Here is an 18,902-nt window from a genome sequence, read left to right on the forward strand (position 1 = left end):
GCCCGCCCTCAGGGCCGGATGCGCGAGACGCGGCTGATGCCGATGCCTGCGGCGCCCTGCAGGGTCGCCAGCGCGAGATCGCGCAGTCGCGGGGTGCGCGAAGCCACGCCGTCGCGGGGAATTTCCAGCGCGTACTCGCGCGCGTGCGCGTCCATCGCGGTCGCCAGGATGCAGGCGTCGGCGGCGATGCCGGTGAGCACCAGCCGGCGCACGCCCAGCTTCGCCAGCAGCAGTGCCAACGGCGTGCAAAGGAAGGCCGAATGCTTGGGCTTGAGGATGTAGTAGTCCTCCGGTCCCGGGCGCAGGTTTTCGGCGATCGCGGCGCCGGGCGCGCGCGGATGCGCGCAGATGGCGACGAGCTCCTTGAAGTCGGCCTGCCAGTGCATGAAATTGTCGTTGACGTAGATGACCGGCGCGCCGGCCTGGTGGAAGCGCTGCTTGAGCGCCTGCAGGCGGCGCGCCAGCGGCCGTGCCTGGCGCGCCAGGGCCGCGCCGCCCGGGTAGTCGAACAGGTTGATCATGTCGATGATCAGCAGCGCGGCGGGCGCAGACGGAGTGGAGTGGCGCGAAACCAAGCGGTGTCTCCCGTGGCATCTGTCCGCAGCATCCTTCGGGCGATGCCAGCGGCACGTGAAAGCGCGCTTTTCACCCCCCCGTGATGGCACCGACCCTAGGTTGGAAGCACACCCGCACAGGGAGAGGGCGATGCACCGCAGCCCCCTGGCGCAACTGGTCATCGATTGCCGGCAGCCGGAACTGGATGCCGCGGCAGGATTCTGGTCCGGCGCACTGGGCCAGCCATGGCGGCGCCTGCCGGATCCGGACGATGGCCATTGTCGGCAGCTCGACACCGCGCCCGGCCAGCCGGGCATCCTGTTGCAGGCGGTCCGGCATCCCAGCCGCGTCCACCTGGACATCGAATCGACCGACGTGGAAGCGGAAGTGCGCCGGCTGGAAGCGCTTGGCGCGCGGCGGGTCGCGCAGGTCCGCGACTGGTGGGTGATGCAGGCGCCGACCGGGCACCGCTTCTGCGTGCTGCGCCAGCAGCGCGACGACCTGCCGAGGGAAGGCCATCGATGGCCGTGAACCGGCGACGCACGCTGACCGTGGCGACATTCAACGTCAACGGCATCCGCACCCGCCTGCCGCATCTGATCGCATGGCTGCGGCGGGAGACACCGGACGTGGCCTGCCTGCAGGAACTCAAAGCGCTGGACGAGGGCTTCCCCCGCGCGGAACTGGAAGCGGAGGGTTATCACGCGCGCTGGGTGGGCCAGCGCTCCTGGAACGGCGTGGCGGTGCTGACCCGCGGCGAAGCGTCCACGGAGGTGCGCCGCAGCCTGCCGGGCGATCCCGGAGACAGTCATGCGCGCTATCTGGAAGTCGATGCCTTCGGCCTGCGCGTGGCCTGCCTGTACCTGCCCAACGGCAATCCACAGCCGGGGCCGAAGTTCGACTACAAGCTCAAGTGGTTCGATCGCTTCATCCGCCACGCGCGCAGGTTGTACGTGCTGGAACAGCCGGTGGTGATGGCCGGCGACTACAACGTGGTGCCCACCGACGAGGACATCTACAACCCGCGTTCCTGGCGAAAGGATGCGTTGTTGCAACCGGAAAGCCGGGAGCGCTACGCGAAGCTGCTGAAGACGGGCTGGGTCGACGCGCTTCGCGAGCGGCATCCGGAGAAGCACGTCTATACGTTCTGGGACTATTTCCGCCAGCACTGGGAGCGCGACGCCGGCCTGCGCATCGATCACCTGCTGCTGAATCCGCCGGCCGCCGCGCGCCTGAACGAGGCAGGCGTGGACCGCTGGGTGCGCGGGCTGCCCAAGCCCAGCGATCACGCGCCGACCTGGATCCGGATGACCCGGCCCGCCAAACCGCGGAAAAAGGCCGGCGCCTGAAACCTCAGACCTGGCGCGCGTTGAAGCGCACCTGCCCGATCTCCGAACGCGGCGGCGCGCCGAACAGGCGCTTGTACTCGCGACTGAACTGCGACGGGCTCTCGTAGCCGACCCGGTGCGCGGCGGCGACCGCGTCGATGCCGTCGGCCAGCATCAGCCGGCGCGCCTCGTGCAGGCGCAACTGCTTCTGGAACTGCAGTGGCGACAGCGTGGTCACCGCCTTGAACTGGTGATGCAGCGACGAGGTGCTCATGTGCACCGACTGCGCCAGTTCGTCGATGTTGAGCGGATGCAGGAAGCGCTGGCGCAGGTGCGCGACCGCGCGCGAGATGCGGTGCGAGCGGGTGTCGGCGGCGGCGATCTCGCGCAGGCTGTGGCCGAGGTCGCCGACCAGCACGCGGTAGAAGATTTCGCGAATCGCCAAAGGCGCCAGCACCGGCAGATCCGTCGGCGTATCAAGCAGGCGCATCAGCCGCAGCACCGCGTCCAGTAACGGGGTCGTCACCTTGGCGGCATACAGTCCGGGGTCGAGACGGTTGGAGGTGGGCTGCGGTCCGGCATCCAGCATCAGCGAGGCGATCACCGCCGGGTCGATGTCCAGGCGCAGCGACAGGTAGGGCTTCTCCGGCGTCGCCTCGATCACCTGGCCGATCATCGGCAGGGTCACCGACACCACCAGGTAGTTGAGCGGGTCGTAGCGATAGGTCTGCCCGGCCAGGGTCGACTCCTTGCTGCCCTGGGCGACGATGCACAGGCGCGGTTCGTAGACCGTGGGAATGCAGGGGGTCGGCGTATCCCGCCGCATCAGGTGCAGTTGCGGGATGGCGGTGGCGTGGCTGCCATCGGACGTTGCCAATTGGGCAATCCGATCCGCCAGTTCGGCCTTCGCCGCGCAGGTCGTGCGCTGGGCGAGGGTATCCGCGGAAGTGTTGGCGCTCATGGCGATGGAGGGGGGCGGGGGTAGGACGATTATTCGGAAGCACGGCCGCCCATGCAAAGGTCGCTGCGCGGGTTTGCAGAAATAGGCAAGCATTGGGCAGCAATGTACTAACGAATGCGCCCATGAGCCGACTAACGTAAAGGTCCCCCACCGGATGAGGCGCCTGCGCGCCTCGCGACGCGGGGTGGTGCCCGCTCGCCGGGGTGCCGCCCGCGTACCGGCTTCCCCCGTCGTTGGAAGCACGCCCCCATGTGGATCGTCCAGTACGCGCTCAACCGTCGCTACACCATCGGGGTGCTCGCCATCCTGATCCTGCTGTTCGGCACCCTGTCGGCCCGGCGCATGCCGACCGACATCCTGCCCGAGGTCGGCATTCCGTCCATCAACCTGGTCTGGACCTACAACGGTCTGTCGGCCGCGGACATGGCCGCCAAGATCACCACCTTCTCCGAGGCGGCCATCCTCAACACCGTGGATGACCTGAAGGAAGTGCGTTCGGAGACCATCAACGGCGCCAGCATCATCCGCATCGACTTCCAGCCCAACGTCAGCCTGGATCGCGCGCTGGGCCAGATTACCGCGGTCTCGCAGACCATCCTGCGGCGCATGCCGCCGGGCACCTCGCCGCCATTGGTGGTGCGCAACAACGTGTCCAGCACGCCGGTGCTGCAACTGGTGCTGTCGTCGGATTCGCTGACCGAGGCGCAGCTGTACGACTACGCGCGCCTGCAACTGCGTTCGCAGATCCAGACCATTCCCGGCATCCGCATGACGCTGCCCTACGGTGGCGCCGCGCGGCAGGTGATGGTGGACCTGAATCCGTCCGCCTTGCAGACCTACGGCCTGACCCCGTCCGACATCACCGGTGCGCTGGAGCGCGGTAGCCCGACCCTGCCATCCGGCTCCATCCGCGAGGGCGCGCGCGAGCTGCAGATCTCGCTCGACGCCAGTCCCGCCTCGGTGCAGGAGTTCCTGGACCTTCCAGTCGCCACCCGCAATGGCATCGTGCTGTACGTGCGCGACGTCGCCTCGGTCCGCGACGGCGGCGCGCTGCAGACCAACGTGGCGCGGATGGACGGCTCCAGCGCGGTGTCGGTGGCGCTGATCAAGCTGGGTGGCGCCTCGGCGGTTGAAATCGTGCGCGCGGTGCGCGAGCGGCTGCCGGAAATCGAGGCCTCGGCGCCGCCGGGCATGCGCATCGCGCCGATCTTCGATCAGTCGGTGTTCGTCGACAATGCGATCGCATCCATCCAGCACGAAGCGGTGCTGGTCGGCCTGCTCGTCGCGCTGGTGGTGCTGGTGTTCATCGGTTCCTGGCGTTCCAGCCTGATCGTGTTGTCGGCCATCCCGCTGGCGCTGCTGGCCAGCGTGGCGATGCTGGATCTGCTGGGCTACACCTTCAACGTGATGACCCTCGGCGGCCTGGCGCTGGCGATCGGCATCCTGGTCGACAACGCGGTGGTGGACGTGGAGAACACCAACCGCAACATCGCCCTGGGCAAGGACGTGCCCACGGCGATCCTGGACAGCGCCCGCGAGGTGGTGTTTCCCGAGTTCGTCTCCACCGTGTCCATCTGCATCGTGCTGACGCCGATCCTGCTGATGACCGGCCTGTCGGCGTGGGTGTTCACCCCGCTGGCGCTGGCGGTGATCTTCGCGATGATCGCCTCGTTCCTGCTCTCGCGCACCCTGATCCCGGTGCTGTGCTACCTGCTGCTGCCGGCCGACATCCGCAGCCGCGAGAATCCGCGCTGGGCGCCTGAAAAGCTGCTGCTTGGCATCAACCACAGGATCGAGCACACCCTGGAATCGCTGCGCGAACGCCACCACGCACTGCTGGTGCGGCTGGGCCATCACGGCGGCGTGCTGGCGATCGCCGCGCTGCTGGTGATCGCGGTGGGCGTGGGTGCCGGCGCGCTGCTGGGACGCGAGTACTTTCCGCAGGTCGATGCCGGCCAGCTGCGCCTGCAGGTGCGCATGCCCTCGGGCACGCGGCTGGAGCAGACCACCCAGCGGCTGACCGAAATCCAGCGCGAGATCCGGCGGATCATCCCGGCCGGGGAATTGCAGACCGTGTACGAACAGATCGGCGTGCCGGACGCGATCAACCTGTCGCTGGTGGACAGCGCGGTGGTCGGATCGTTCGAGGCCGAGCTGATGCTGCAGCTGCGCTCGCCGCATGCGCCGACCCGCGACTACCTGGCCCAGATCCGCCAGCGCATGGCCGAGCGCTTCCCCGACGTGAAGGTATTCGAGCGTCCGCCGGACGCCACCAGCCGGACCCTGGCCGGCTCGGCCGCCGCCGCCTTCGAGGTGCGCCTGATCGGACGTGACGTACCGGGCAATCTGGCGCTGGCGCGCGAAGTGGAAAGCCGTCTGCGCCAGGAACCGGGCGCGGTGGACGTGGCGCTGCGGCAAATCCTGGACCTGCCCGAATACCGCGTGCACATCGATCGCACCCGCGCCGCCCAGCTGGGCCTTGACGCGCAGCAGGCCAGCCGCGCGGTGCTGTCGGTGCTCGGCACCTCCGGCACGGTCACGCCGGTGTACTGGACCGACACCGTCAACGCGATCGCCTACACCGTGCAGGTGCAGGCGCCGCCGGCCAGCCTTCCCGATGCCGAAACCCTGCTGAACATGCCGCTGCGGATTGGCGGGGAAGGGCAGGCGGTCCTGCTGCGCAACATCGCCACCGTCACCCCGCGCAATGTGCCGGCCAGCATCGCCCGCACCACGCTCGCGCCCACCGTCAGCGTGCTGGCGAACGTGCAGGGTACCGATCTGGGCTCGGTGTATTCGCGCCTGACCCGCATCACCGCCGACGTGCAGGCGCGGATGAAGCCGGGCAACCGGATCGAGATCACCGGCCAGGCCGGCGAGATGCAGAACGCCTATGGCGAACTGGCCGGCGGGCTGCTGATGTCGGCGGTACTGGTATTCCTGGTGCTGGTGATCAACTTCCAGTCGTGGATCCAGCCGCTGGTGGCGATGTCCGGCCTGCCGGTCGCCATCGCCGGCGCGGCGATCGGCCTGTTCGTCACCGGCACGCCGCTGAGCGTGCCCGCGTTGATGGGCCTGATGATGGTGATTGGCGTGTCCACCGCCAACAGCGTGCTGGTGACCAGCTTCGCGCGCGGCCTGATCGCCGACGGCCACGATCCGGAACTGGCCGCGTACGAATCCGCCGCCGTGCGCCTGCGTCCGGTGCTGATGACGGCCAGCGCGATGGTGCTGGGCATCATCCCGATGGCGATCGGATTGGGCGATGGCGGCGAGCAGAACGCGCCGCTGGGCCGCGCGGTGATTGGCGGCCTGCTGTTCGGCACCCCGGCCACGCTGGTGCTGGTGCCCTCGATCCTGGCCGTGGTCGGCCGCCGGCAGAAGCGCCGCGCCGAAGCCGCGCGGGCCATCGATATCTCCGATGTTTCCTCCCCCACCGCCACCGGCGACGCCGCCGGTGCAGGAGTCTCCCCATGAAGACCGTTCCCGTTACCGGCCTGTTGCTGGCCGCCGCCGTCGTGGCCGGCATCGCCACCCTCAGCGGCTGCGGCCGCAGCTCCGCCGCCACCCAGCCCGCAACCGTCGTGCCGGACGTGTTGACCACTCCGGCCAAGGCCGCGGATCCGCAGTCCGAGTTGAGGCTGCCGGCGCGCGCCGAAGCCGGCGAGTCGGCCAAGCTGTATGCGCGCGCCACCGGTTTCGTCAGCGAGCGCCGGGTGGATCTGGGCGATCACGTCAAGGCCGGCCAGGTGCTGGCGACGATCGCCACCCCGGAAGTCGATCAGGCCGTGCGCGAAGCTGCCGCGGATCTGGAACTGGCGCAGGCCAACCAGGCACTGGCCAAGGCCAACTTCGATCGCGCCGACGTGCTGGTCGGATCCGGCGCCATTTCCAAGGAACTGCACAGCGAACGCCTGGCGAGCCTGAGCGCCGCGCGCGCGGCCACCTCGGCTGCCCAGGCGCGCCTGTCCAGCGCCCGCGAACGCCAGGGCTTCCAGATCGTGCGCGCGCCGTTCGATGGCGTGGTGGTGGCGCGGAATGTCGAACGCGGCGATCGCGTGGTCGGCGATTCGGCCTCCGCGACCCTGCCGATGTTCGAGGTCAACGCGCTGGATCCGCTGCGCATCGTGGTGGACGTGCCGCAAAACGCGGCCTTGCAGGTGCGTCCGGGCATGGCCGGGCAGATGCGCTTCCTGGAACTGGCCGATCAGGCATTCGAAGTGGAAGTGGTGCGCAGCGCGCAGAACATTTCCAGCAGCGTCGGCGCGATGCGCATCGAGCTGCGCCTGCCCAATCCGGAAGGCCGGATTCCCGCCGGCATGCTGGGCGAAATCGGCCTGAAGGTGCCGCGCGCGGTGCCAGCGGTGCTGGTGCCCGTCTCGGCGGTGGCGCAGGACGCCGGCGGCGCGCAGGTGGCGGTGGTGGGTGGCGACGCGCTGCTGCAATTCCGCAAGGTCGTGCTCGGCCGCAACCTGGGCAACGAAGCCGAAGTGCTCTCCGGCCTGAAGCCGGGCGAACAGGTCGTCCTGGCCCCCAATGCCATGCTGACCGCCGGCCAGAAGGTCACGGCCAGGGCCAATGTCGTGAAGAAGTAACCTCCACCATTCTTGCCTTTGTGGGAGCGACGTTAGTCGCGATGACGAAGCCGGAAAAAACGCACAAAAGCTCGCGACTTACGTCGCTCCCACAGTCAAACGGAAGGATGGGCCGACGCTAGCTCCGGCTGGGCCAATGGTCACGGCCAGGGTCAATGCGATGAAGACGTGACGCCAGCCAAAGTACCCCTTGTGGGAGCGACGTGAGTCGCGATGACGGAGCCGGGAAAATCGCGCAAAAGCTCGCGACTTACGTCGCTCTCACAGTCAAACGGAAGGATGCGCCAACGCTCGCTCCGGCTGGGCCGACGGTCACGGCCAGGGTCAATGCGATGAAGACGTGACGCCAGCCAAAGCATCCCTTGTGGGAGCGACGTGAGTCGCGATGACGGAGCCGGGGAAAACGCGAAAAGCTCGAGACTTACGTCGCTCCCACAATCAGGTGGTAAAGAACACTGACGCTCACTTCATCGTCGGCATCACGAATTCGGCGCCGCGCGCGCCTTCGGGCCAGCGGGCGGTGATGGTCTTCAGGCGGGTGTAGAAGCGCACGCCGTCCGGGCCGTGCACGTGCAGCGGGCCGAACAGCGAGCGCTTCCAACCGCCGAAGCTGTGGAAGGCCATCGGCACCGGGATCGGCACGTTGATGCCGACCATGCCGGCCTGTACCTGGTGGGCGAACTCGCGCGCGGCGCCACCGTCGCGGGTGAACACCGCGGCGCCGTTGCCGTATTCGTGTTCGTTGACCAGTCGCAGTGCGGTGTCGAAATCCGGCACCCGCACCACGCACAGCACCGGGCCGAAGATCTCTTCGCGGTAGATGCGCATGTCCGGAGTGACGTGATCGAACAGGCAGCCGCCGAGGAAGAAACCGTCGGGCGAGCCTTCCACGGCCAGCCCGCGTCCATCCACCACCAGGGTGGCGCCTTCGGCGACACCCAGATCCACGTAGCCGCGCACCTTGTCGCGGTGCGCGCCGGTCACCAGCGGGCCCATTTCGGTATCGCGGCTGCCGGCGCCAATCTTCAGTGCGGCGACCTGCGGGGCCAGCCTTTCGATCAGCGCGTCGGCGGTGTGATCGCCCACGCACACGGCCACCGAGATCGCCATGCAGCGCTCGCCGGCCGACCCGTAGCCGGCGCCGAGCAGGGCGGCGGCCGCGCCGTCGAGATCGGCGTCGGGCAACACCACCATGTGGTTCTTCGCTCCACCCAGCGCCTGTACCCGCTTGCCGTTGGCGCTGCCGCGCGCGTAGATGTATTCGGCGATGGGGGTGGAGCCGACGAAGCTGACCGCCTGCACGCGCGGGTCGTCCAGCAGCGCATCCACCGCTTCCTTGTCGCCGTTCACCACGTTGAACGCGCCATCCGGCAGGCCGGCCTGGCGCAGCAGTCCGGCCAGCATCATCGAGGCGGAGGGATCCCGTTCGGATGGCTTGAGCACGAAGGTGTTGCCGCAGGCCAGCGCCACCGGGAACATCCACAGCGGCACCATCGCCGGGAAATTGAACGGGGTGATGCCGGCGACCACGCCCAACGGCGCATGTTCGCTCCACGAATCCACGTCGCGGCCGACGTTCATCGAATGCTCGCCCTTGAGCAGGTGCGGGATGCCGCAGGCGAATTCCACCACCTCCAGCCCGCGGGTCACCTCGCCGCGCGCATCCGACAGCACCTTGCCGTGCTCGTAGGTGATGCGCAGGGCGAGCTCGTCCGCATGGCGTTCCACCAGCTCCTTGAACCGGAACAGCACCCGCGCGCGATTGAGCGGGGTGACCGCGCTCCAGGCCGGAAACGCGGCCTGCGCGGTATGCACCGCCACCGCGACCTCGTCGGCCGAGGCCAGCGGGACATGCGCGGCCACCTGGCCGGAGGCGGGGTCGAAAACCTCGCCATGACGGCCGCTGGTGCCGGCCACCGGGTGGCCGTTGATGAAGTGGTGCAGGGTGTCGATCATGGGGGAGTTCGCGTTCGGGTTCAGCCCAGCGCCTGCGCCGCCGGTACGTAGGGATAGCCCAGATCCTCGGCCACCGCGCGGTAGGTGATCTTGCCGGCGTAGACGTTCAGGCCGTTGAGCAGGTGGGGATCGTCCAGCAAGGCGCGGCGCGCGCCCTTGTTCGCCAGTTGCACGGCGAAGGGCAGGGTGGCGTTGGTCAGGGCGAAGGTGGAGGTGCGGGCCACGCCGCCGGGCATGTTGGCGACGCAGTAGTGGATGACGCCATCCACCTCGTAGGTCGGGTCCTGGTGGGTGGTGGGATGGCTGGTCTCGAAGCAGCCGCCCTGATCGATGGCCACGTCCACCAGCACCGAGCCCGGGCGCATCAGCTTCAGCTGCGCGCGCGACACCAGCTTGGGCGCGGCCGCGCCGGGGATCAGCACCGCGCCGATCACCAGGTCGGTGTAGGGCAGGCGTTCCTCGATGGCGTCGTGGGTGGAGTAGATGGTGGTCAGGCGATCGCCGTACAGCTCGTCGATGTACTTCAGGCGGTCGATGGAGCGGTCGAGGATGGTCACGTGCGCGCCCAGGCCCATCGCCATGCGCGCAGCGTTCAATCCGACCACGCCGCCGCCGATGACCAGCACTTCCGCCGGTTTCACCCCCGGCACGCCGCCGAGCAGGATGCCGGATCCGCCCTGCGCCTTTTCCAGGGCGTGCGCGCCGGCCTGGATCGACATGCGCCCGGCCACTTCGCTCATCGGCGCCAGCAGTGGCAGGCCGCCACGGTTGTCGGTGACGGTCTCGTAGGCGATCGCGGTGACGCCCGAGGCGACCAGCGCCTTGGTCTGTTCCGGATCCGGCGCCAGGTGCAGGTAGGTGTAGAGGACCTGGCCGGGCCGCAGCATCGCGCATTCCACCGGTTGCGGTTCCTTGACCTTGATGATCATGTCGGCGCGACGGAAGATTTCGTCGGCGCCGGAGACGATCTCCGCCCCCGCCTTCGCATACTGTTCGTCGGTCAGGCCGATCGCCTTGCCGCCGTCCTTCTGCACCATCACCTGGTGACCATGGGCAATCAGTTCGCGCGCACCGGCCGGAGTCAGGCCAATGCGGTACTCATGGTTCTTTATTTCCTTGGGAACGCCGATCAGCATGTTTCTCTCCGTTGCGTGAGGATGGATGCGCGTGGGGAGCGCCGGGGCGTGCAGGGGCGGATGTCGGGAAGCGGGAAAGCGTCAGGCGGTGGTGCGGATGATATCGGCCAGGGTGGCGAAGATGCGATCGATGTGCCCGCGTTCGGCGATCAACGGCGGCGACAGCGCGATGACATCGCCGGTGACCCGGGTCAGCAGGTTGCCCTCGTGGAAGGCGCGGTTGAACACGTCGTAGGCGCGGGCGCCCGGCGCGCCGGCCCGCGGTGCCATCTCGATGGCGCCGACCAGGCCGAAGTTGCGGATGTCGGCGATGTTCGGCAGGCCGCGCAGGCCGTGGATGGCGTCTTCCCAGTAGTCGCCCAGTTCCAGCGAGCGCTCGAACAGGTTCTCTTCCGCATAGGTGTCCAGCGTCGCCAGCGCGGCGGCGCAGGCCAGCGGATGGCCGGAATAGGTATAGCCATGGAACAGGTCGATGGCGTTGTCCGGGCCGTGGGTGAACACGTCGTGGATCTTCTCCGAGACGAACACCGCGCCCATCGGCACGCAGCCGTTGGTCAGGCCCTTGGCGGCGGTGATGATGTCCGGGGTGACGTCGAAGCGCTGCGCGCCGAATGCGCGGCCGAGGCGGCCGAAGCCGGTGATGACCTCGTCGAAGATCAGCAGGATGCCGTACTTGTCGCAGATCTCGCGGATGCGGCGCAGATAGCCTTCCGGCGGGATGATCACGCCAGCCGAGCCGGAGATCGGTTCGATGATCACCGCGGCGATGGTGGAGGCGTCGTGCAGCGCGACCATCCGCTCCAGATCCTCGGCCAGTTCGATGCCGAACGGCGGCAGGCCGCGCGAGAACGTGTTGCGCTCCAGATCCAGGGTATGGCGCAGGTGATCCACGCCCGGCAACAGGCTGCCGAACCACTTGCGGTTGTTGGGCAGGCCGCCGACCGAGATGCCGCCGAAACCGACCCCGTGATAGGCCTTCTCGCGGCCGATCAGGCGGGTGCGTTGGCCTTCGCCGCGCGCGCGGTGGTAGGCCAGCGCGATCTTAAGCGCGCTGTCGACCGATTCGGATCCGGAGTTGGTATAGAAGACATGGTTGAGGTCGCCCGGGGTCAGTTCCGCCAGCCGCTCGGCCAGCACGAACGGCAGCGGCGAGCTCATCGAGAAATTGGGCGCGAAGTCGAGCGTCTCGATTTGCTTCTTCACCGCCTCGACGATGCGCGGCCGCGCGTGGCCGGCGTTGCAGCACCACAGGCCCGACGTGGCATCGAGGATCTCGCGGCCATCGACCGAGCGGTAATGCATGCCGGAGGCGCTGGCGAGCAGGCGTGGCGCCGCCTTGAACTGCTTGTTGGCGGTGAACGGCATCCAGAACGCGTTGAGTGATTCGGGCGCCTGCAGGGCCTGCGTTTCATAGAAATCCGCCAGTGCGCGGGAGGAGGAGGGGGCGTCGGCGCTCATGGCGGCTCCTGGCTGCGGGGTAGGGCCGAAGCTTACCGCGTTGAATAAACTTTACAACTGCCGCTGGACAGCCCCGATGGCGGTTTGGGAACCCCTGAAGCAAAGGCGATGGCCTTCGCGTCTGCGAGCGCGAGTCAATATCGTTGCTTGTGCAAAGAAAGTGGCCAAGGAAAGCACACCCCTCAGGCGCCGCCCGACCCGCTGCACGGGCCGGGTTTGCCGTCCGGACGGGCAATTCTGGATGGTGCGCCCCCCGTGCCTGACCGAAACGGCCCGCGCCCTGCGCGCCGCCCCTTCAGGGTGTTCGCCCGCCCGGCCTGCCGGCTTCATGGGGCCCGGAAGGCGAGAGCAAAGGCAAAAGCGCGAGCGGTCGCCCAAATTGACGCCCTCCTCACCGGGTGTAAAGTATCCGCAACATCCGCCACCGGTACGCCCACGGGAATGGACATCGGCGCCCGCCTGCAACTGGTCCGCAAATCCAAGCACCTCAGCCAGCGCGAGCTGGCCAAGCGCGTGGGCGTCACCAACAGCACCATCTCGCTGATCGAACAGAACAAGGTCAGCCCCTCGGTCAGCTCGCTGAAGAAGGTGCTGGACGGCATCCCGATCTCGCTGGCCGATTTCTTCACCCTGGATCTGGAAGCCGGCCTGCCCGACAACCCGTTCTATGGTGTGGCGGACCTGCCGGACGTGGGCAGCAACGGCGTGCATTACTTTCTGGTCGGCCAGCACCGCCCGCAGCGGCAGATGTGCATCCTGCGCGAGGTGATGCCGGCCGGCACCGACACCGGCGAAACCATGCTGCGCCATGACGGCGAGGAGGGCGGAGTGATCATCGCCGGGCAGGTCGAGGTCACCGTCGGCGATCAGGTCCGGGTGCTCGGCCCCGGCGAGGCGTACTACTTCGAGAGCCGGGTGCCGCACCGTTTCCGCAACGTGGGCGAGGGCGACGCGGTGATCGTCAGCGCCAATACTCCCGCCACGTTCTGATTCCATCGCCGTCGCCCCGCGCGGGCGGCACTGCATTTCCCTTCCCCCAGGAGCCGACGATGAACGCACCCCGCACCCGCGAAGACTGGCTGGCGATGGCCGCCGGGTTGTCCATCCGCAGCCAGGCGTTCATCGACGGCCGTTACGTGGACGCGGCCGGCGGCAAGACCTTCGACTGCGTCAGTCCGATCGACGGGCGGGTGCTGGCAAAGGTCGCCGAGGGCGGAAGCGAGGACATCGATCGCGCGGTGGCAGCGGCGCGACGCAGCTTCGAGGCAGGCGCCTGGGCGAACGCGAAACCGACCCACCGCAAGAAGGTGCTGCTGAAATTCGCCCAGCTGATCGAAACGCATGGCGACGAACTGGCGCTGCTGGAATCGCTGGACATGGGCAAGCCGGTCACCGACGCGCGCCAGGTGGACGTGGCCGCGACGATCCGCTGCGTGAGCTGGACCGGCGAGGCGCTGGACAAGGTGTACGGCGAAATCGCCGCCACGGGACCGGACGAACTCGGTCTGGTGACCCGCGAACCGCTCGGCGTGGTCGGCGCGATCGTGCCGTGGAATTTCCCGATGCTGATGGCGGCCTGGAAGTTCGCGCCCGCGCTTGCGACCGGCAATTCGATCGTGCTGAAACCTTCGGAGAAATCGCCACTGAGCGCGATCCGGCTGGCCGAACTGGCGATGGCGGCGGGCATTCCCGCCGGCGTGTTCAACGTCGTGCCTGGCTTCGGCAAGGAGGCCGGTGAGCCGCTGGCATTGCACATGGACGTGGACGGACTGGTGTTCACCGGCTCGACGGCGGTCGGCAAGCGCCTGTTGCAGTGCGCCGGCTTGTCGAACATGAAACGCGCCTACATGGAATGCGGCGGCAAGAGTCCGAACCTCGTGTTCGCCGACGCGCCGGATCTGGACAAGGCCGCCGAGGCCGCGGCCGGCGGCATCTTCTACAACCAGGGCGAGGTCTGCACTGCCGCTTCGCGCCTGCTGGTGGAACGCGCGATCAAGGACGAGTTCGTCGCCCGCGTGGTCGAGGCGGGACGGAAGATGCAGCCCCGCCATCCGCTGGACCCGGGCGCGCCGATGGGCGCGATGGTCGACGAGACCCAGACGAACCGCGTGCTCGGCTACATCGAGAAAGGCGTGGCCGAAGGTGCGCACCTGGTGCTGGGTGGCGGACGCGCCGAGGTGGTGTCCGGCGGCTGCTATATCGAACCCACGGTGTTCGACGGCGTGGCCCACGATCACACCATCTCGCGCGAGGAAATCTTCGGACCGGTGCTGTCGGTGATTGCCTTCGACAACGAGGAACAGGCGCTGCGCATGGCCAACGACACCGAATACGGCCTGGCCGCCGGGGTCTGGACCCGCGACATCGCCCGTGCGCACCGTGTCGCGCGCAAGCTGCGCGCCGGCAGCGTCTGGGTGAATTACTGGGACGGCGGCGACATGACCGCGCCGTTCGGCGGCTACAAGCAGTCCGGCAACGGCCGCGACAAATCACTGCACGCCTTCGACAAGTACACCGAGATCAAGGCGACCTGGATCAATCTCGAGGATTGATACGGACAAAAACAGATTTCCCTGTGGGAGCGACGTGAGTCGCGATGCTTTTGCTCCGCATACGAGATACTTTGCGGATCGCTGCGAGTTTCGCGACTGACGTCGCTCCCACAGGGAAGTTCCTCGGGCCACGGTCGCGACTCACGTCGCTCCTACGGACAGTCCGGCAACGGCCGCGACAATCACTGCACGCCTTCGACAAGTACACCGAGATCAAGGCGACCTGGATCAATCTCGAGGATTGATACGGACAAAAACAGATTTCCCCGTGGGAGCGACGTGAGTCGCGATGCTTTTGCTCAGAGACTTCGCGGACCGCTGCGAGTTTCGCGACTGACGTCGCTCCCACAGGGAAGTTCCTCGGGCCACGGTCGCGACTCACGTCGCTCCTACGGGCAGTCCGGCAACGGCCGCGACAAATCACTGCACGCCTTCGGCATGTACACCGAGATCAAGGCGGCCTGGATCAATCTCGAGGATTGATACGGACAAAAACAGATATCCCTGTGGGAGCGACGTGAGTCGCGATGCTTTTGCTCAGAGACTTTGCGGATCGCTGCGAGTTTCGCGACTGACGTCGCTCCCACAGGGAAGTTCCTCGGGCCACGGTCGCGACTCACGTCGCTCCTACGGGCAGTCCGGCAACGGCCGCGACAAATCACTGCACGCCTTCGACAAGTACACCGAGATCAAGGCGACCTGGATCAATCTCGAGGATTGATACGGACAAAAACAGATATCCCCGTGGGAGCGACGTGAGTCGCGATGCTTTTGCTCAGAGACTTCGTGGATCGCTGCGAGTTTCGCGACTGACGTCGCTCCCACGGGAAGTTCCTCGGGCCACGGTCGCGACTCACGTCGCTCCTACGGGCAGTCCGGCAACGGCCGCGACAAATCGCTGCACGCCTTCGACAAGTACACCGAGATCAAGGCGACCTGGATCAATCTCGAGGATTGATACGGACAAAAACAGATTTCCCCGTGGGAGCGACGTGAGTCGCGATGCTTTTGCTCAGAGACTTCGCGGACCGCTGCGAGTTTCGCGACTGACGTCGCTCCCACAGGGAAGTTCCTCGGGCCACGGTCGCGACTCACGTCGCTCCTACGGGCAGTCCGGCAACGGCCGCGACAAATCACTGCACGCCTTCGGCATGTACACCGAGATCAAGGCGGCCTGGATCAATCTCGAGGATTGATACGGACAAAAACAGATATCCCTGTGGGAGCGACGTGAGTCGCGATGCTTTTGCTCAGAGACTTTGCGGATCGCTGCGAGTTTCGCGACTGACGTCGCTCCCACAGGGAAGTTCCTCGGGCCACGGTCGCGACTCACGTCGCTCCTACGGGCAGTCCGGCAACGGCCGCGACAAATCACTGCACGCCTTCGACAAGTACACCGAGATCAAGGCGACCTGGATCAATCTCGAGGATTGATACGGACAAAAACAGATTTCCCCGTGGGAGCGACGTGAGTCGCGATGCTTTTGCTCAGAGACTTCGTGGATCGCTGCGAGTTTCGCGACTGACGTCGCTCCCACGGGAAGTTCCTCGGGCCACGGTCGCGACTCACGTCGCTCCTACGGGCAGTCCGGCAACGGCCGCGACAAATCGCTGCACGCCTTCGACAAGTACACCGAGATCAAGGCGACCTGGATCAATCTCGCGGATTGATACGGCCAAAAACATGTTTCCCTGTGGGAGCGACGTGAGTCGCGATGCTTTTGCTCCGCATACGACAGACTTTGCGGAGCGTTGCGAGTTTCGCGACTGACGTCGCTCCCACAGTAAGTTCCTCGGACGACGGTCGCGACTCACGTCGCTCCTACCGATCGGCGTCGTCGGGGGGGAACGGGCGATTCGTTCGCGGGGCATCGGGCAGTTGCCGATCCAGCGATTGGCGGTAGCGGATGCAACCGCGCAGGAACTGCGGCCAGTCGGGCACTTCGGGTCGCGGGTCGCTCTTCTCCGGCAGCAAGCCCCACAGCGCGGGATGGTGCCAGCACAGGTCGTGGCCGCTGCTGTCGCGATGCTCGCGGATGCCGGCGCGCAGGCGGCGTATTTCGGCGATCAGTTCGTCGCGCGAAAGGCTGTCCAGGTCCTCATCCATGGTCGGGCTCCTGCATGAAGGGAGAACGTGGGGAGGATCGCATGAAAGCGGGGAAGGGGAGTTGCTGGCCTGGTGGGATGGCGCCAAGAGCGATTCCCCCGTCGCCTGCTTCGCAGGCGCCCGCCCCCTTTTTCAAAGGGGGCTGTCCTTCATTATCACGACAGTCCGCGATGACCTTCCCCTTTGCAAAAGGGGGACCGAGGGGGAATGCCTTTTGCGTCAGAGGCAAGCCAATCGAACGGCTGGTCCTCCCCCCTTTGCAAAGGGGGACCGAGGGGGATTTGCCTTTGCGCCCCTTCCGGATCTGCCAGAATCGGGCCGTCACCCCCTTCCGCGCCCCCATGACCGCCACTGCCGTCGCCGATCCCGCCCTGCCGGGCAACTCGCCCCGTCGCGTCCTGTTCGCCAGCCTCATCGGCACCACCATCGAATTCTTCGATTTCTACATCTACGCCACCGCCGCGGTGCTGGTGTTCCCGAAACTGTTCTTCCCCGAGGCCGACGCCGGCGCGGCGACGCTGCAATCATTGGCGACCTTCGCGCTGGCGTTCTTCGCCCGACCGGTCGGTTCGGCGATATTCGGCCACTACGGGGACCGGATCGGCCGCAAGGCGACGCTGGTGGCCGCCTTGCTGACCATGGGCCTGTCCACCGTCGCCATCGGCCTGCTGCCGACCTACGCCAGCATCGGCATCTTCGCGCCGTTGCTATTGGCGCTGTGCCGGTTCGGCCAGGGCCTGGGGCTGGGCGGCGAGTGGGGCGGTGCGGTGCTGCTGGCGACCGAGAACGCGCCGCCGGGCAAGCGCGCCTGGTACGGCATGTTCCCGCAACTGGGCGCGCCGATTGGCTTCCTGTGCTCGACCGGCATCTTCCTGCTGCTGACCGAATTGATGACCGACGCGCAGTTCCTCGCCTGGGGCTGGCGCATCCCGTTCCTGGCCAGCGCGGCGCTGGTGATCGTCGGCCTGTGGGTACGCCTGCGCATCACCGAGACACCGGATTTCCAGAAGACCCTGGACCGCGACGAGCGCGTGCGCCTGCCGATGATCACCGTGCTGAAGCAGCATCCGCGCGCGCTGCTGGCCGGCACCTTCGCGGCGATGGCGACCTTCGTGCTGTTCTACCTGATGACCGTGTTCGCGCTGAGCTGGGGCACCTCGCGGCTGGGCTATTCACGCGAGCAGTTCCTGTTGCTGCAGATGGTCGGCGTGCTGTTCTTCGCCATCGGCATTCCAGTGGCCGCGCTGTACGCAGATCGGCGCGGACGGCGGCGGGCGATGATCCTCGCCAGCATCGCGATCTTCGCGTTCGGGCTTGCGTTCGCGCCGCTGTTCTCTTCCGGCAGCGCCGCCGGCGTACTGCTGTTCCTGGCCTTGGGCCTTGGCATCATGGGCCTGACCTATGGACCGTGCGGCACGATCCTGGCGGAGATGTTTCCCACCGAGGTGCGCTATACCGGCGCATCGCTTGCGTTCAACCTGGCCGGCATCTTCGGCGCGTCGCTGGCACCCTACGTGGCGACCAAGCTGGCCGAACAGTTCGGGCTGGCCTACGTGGGCTACTACCTGTGCGGCGCCGCGGTGCTCACCTTGCTGGCGCTTTGGCTGATGCCGCGTTCGCGTTGAGGGGCGTGGCTTGGCCGGGCATGGCGCAGCGGAGCGAAGCCGGCATGTAGCGCCGAGCTTGCTCGGCGGAATGCGTCCGAAGCCGCTGGCCGGTCAGCGGAGCGAGCGCCGCGTCACCGGAACAGCCGCTTGAGGGTGCGCCCCAGCCAGCCGCCTTCCTGGTGCTCGCGGGCGAACAGGTTGAGGTGGTGCTTCACCGCGTCGGCATAGTCCTTGTCGTCGCTGCGGATGTGGTTGTACAGCCAGCGGGCGAGCATGGAACGCAGCTCGTCGCCGATGTCGTCGCCGGCCTCGAAGCGCATCCGGTATTCGCCCACGCGCTTGGCGAACAACTGGTGCACGCGCTTGTGCGCGGCCGAGAACGGATAGCCGGCCTCCTCCATCAGCTCCTCCTCGAAGGCGAAGTGGGAGAGGGTGTAGTCGACCAGTTCCTCGATGACCTCGGCCACCGCGATCCGTTCCATCGAACGGTTGGCGATGTGCAGGCGGTTGATCATCTCGACGATGCGGCGGTGCTGGGCGTCGATCACGTCCACGCCGGTGTTCAGGTCGTCCTGCCAGACGAGTAGGGCCATGTCGGTACTTCCCGCACGCCGGGGTATGCGTGCCTGGAAAACACTCTAGGAAGA

14 protein-coding genes are annotated in these 18,902 nt (G+C 67.1%); 7 read left to right on the forward strand and 7 right to left on the reverse strand.

Annotated elements, in window-relative coordinates; translation table 11 throughout:
- Positions 1-8: 8 nt before the first annotated feature.
- Entirely contained in the window at positions 9-575 is a 567-nt protein-coding gene (locus FG323_RS18505) for an isochorismatase family cysteine hydrolase (RefSeq protein WP_181444303.1), read from the reverse strand.
- Between the two features lie 130 nt (positions 576-705).
- Between FG323_RS18505 and FG323_RS18510 the strand changes: the two genes are divergently transcribed.
- On the forward strand, positions 706-1,086 hold the full coding sequence (locus FG323_RS18510; protein WP_141456196.1) for a VOC family protein: 381 nt from the start codon (positions 706-708) through the stop codon (positions 1,084-1,086).
- Positions 1,077-1,904, forward strand: coding sequence for an exodeoxyribonuclease III (gene xth / locus FG323_RS18515; RefSeq protein ID WP_141456197.1), 828 nt, complete (start codon positions 1,077-1,079; stop codon positions 1,902-1,904). Before FG323_RS18510 ends, xth begins: the two co-directional genes overlap by 10 nt.
- Positions 1,905-1,908: 4 nt before the next feature.
- Here the strand turns inward: xth and FG323_RS18520 are convergent, their stop codons facing one another.
- Positions 1,909-2,844 carry an AraC family transcriptional regulator gene (locus FG323_RS18520; RefSeq protein ID WP_141456198.1) on the reverse strand — a complete coding sequence of 312 codons (936 nt, stop codon included), beginning with the start codon at positions 2,842-2,844 and terminating at the stop codon, positions 1,909-1,911.
- 249 nt (positions 2,845-3,093) lie between these two features.
- On the opposite strand from FG323_RS18520, the gene FG323_RS18525 reads away from it, so the two are divergent.
- Both FG323_RS18525 and FG323_RS18530 read left to right on the forward strand, forming a co-directional pair.
- Complete coding sequence (locus tag FG323_RS18525; RefSeq protein WP_141456199.1) at positions 3,094-6,321, forward strand: efflux RND transporter permease subunit; 3,228 nt, start codon at positions 3,094-3,096, stop codon at positions 6,319-6,321.
- On the forward strand, positions 6,318-7,439 hold the full coding sequence (locus tag FG323_RS18530) for an efflux RND transporter periplasmic adaptor subunit (protein WP_141456200.1): 1,122 nt from the start codon (positions 6,318-6,320) through the stop codon (positions 7,437-7,439). The genes FG323_RS18525 and FG323_RS18530 overlap by 4 nt, the downstream gene beginning before the upstream one ends.
- A 462-nt stretch (positions 7,440-7,901) precedes the next feature.
- Here FG323_RS18530 and FG323_RS18535 read toward each other — a convergent pair whose 3' ends face one another.
- From FG323_RS18535 to FG323_RS18545, 3 genes are all read right to left on the reverse strand, one after another.
- Positions 7,902-9,395 carry a CoA-acylating methylmalonate-semialdehyde dehydrogenase gene (locus FG323_RS18535; protein ID WP_141456201.1) on the reverse strand — a complete coding sequence of 498 codons (1,494 nt, stop codon included), beginning with the start codon at positions 9,393-9,395 and terminating at the stop codon, positions 7,902-7,904.
- A gap of 20 nt (positions 9,396-9,415) precedes the next feature.
- Positions 9,416-10,531, reverse strand: coding sequence for an alanine dehydrogenase (ald, locus tag FG323_RS18540; protein WP_141456202.1), 1,116 nt, complete (start codon positions 10,529-10,531; stop codon positions 9,416-9,418).
- 81 nt (positions 10,532-10,612) lie between these two features.
- A complete protein-coding gene (locus FG323_RS18545; RefSeq protein WP_141456203.1) occupies positions 10,613-11,989 on the reverse strand; it encodes an aspartate aminotransferase family protein in 1,377 nt (458 codons plus the stop codon).
- Between the two features lie 441 nt (positions 11,990-12,430).
- Here FG323_RS18545 and FG323_RS18550 point away from each other — a divergent pair, with 441 nt between their 5' ends.
- Both FG323_RS18550 and FG323_RS18555 read left to right on the forward strand, forming a co-directional pair.
- Complete coding sequence (locus tag FG323_RS18550; RefSeq protein WP_141456204.1) at positions 12,431-12,979, forward strand: cupin domain-containing protein; 549 nt, start codon at positions 12,431-12,433, stop codon at positions 12,977-12,979.
- Positions 12,980-13,038: 59 nt separating this feature from the next.
- Positions 13,039-14,541 carry an aldehyde dehydrogenase gene (locus tag FG323_RS18555; RefSeq protein WP_141456205.1) on the forward strand — a complete coding sequence of 501 codons (1,503 nt, stop codon included), beginning with the start codon at positions 13,039-13,041 and terminating at the stop codon, positions 14,539-14,541.
- Between the two features lie 1,822 nt (positions 14,542-16,363).
- Here the strand turns inward: FG323_RS18555 and FG323_RS18580 are convergent.
- Positions 16,364-16,648 (reverse strand): hypothetical protein, encoded by a 285-nt coding sequence (locus FG323_RS18580; RefSeq protein WP_141456208.1) that lies wholly within the window; start codon positions 16,646-16,648, stop codon positions 16,364-16,366.
- A 341-nt stretch (positions 16,649-16,989) separates the two neighbouring features.
- Here FG323_RS18580 and FG323_RS18585 point away from each other — a divergent pair, with 341 nt between their 5' ends.
- Positions 16,990-18,273, forward strand: a complete 1,284-nt coding sequence (locus FG323_RS18585; RefSeq protein WP_141456209.1) for an MFS transporter — start codon at positions 16,990-16,992, stop codon at positions 18,271-18,273.
- Between the two features lie 113 nt (positions 18,274-18,386).
- Here the strand turns inward: FG323_RS18585 and FG323_RS18590 are convergent, their stop codons facing one another.
- Entirely contained in the window at positions 18,387-18,848 is a 462-nt protein-coding gene (locus FG323_RS18590) for a bacteriohemerythrin (protein ID WP_141456210.1), read from the reverse strand.
- Positions 18,849-18,902 lie beyond the last annotated feature (54 nt).

It is taken from the genome of Pseudoxanthomonas sp. z9 (assembly GCF_006542425.1).
Classification (GTDB): Bacteria; Pseudomonadota; Gammaproteobacteria; order Xanthomonadales; family Xanthomonadaceae; genus Pseudoxanthomonas_A.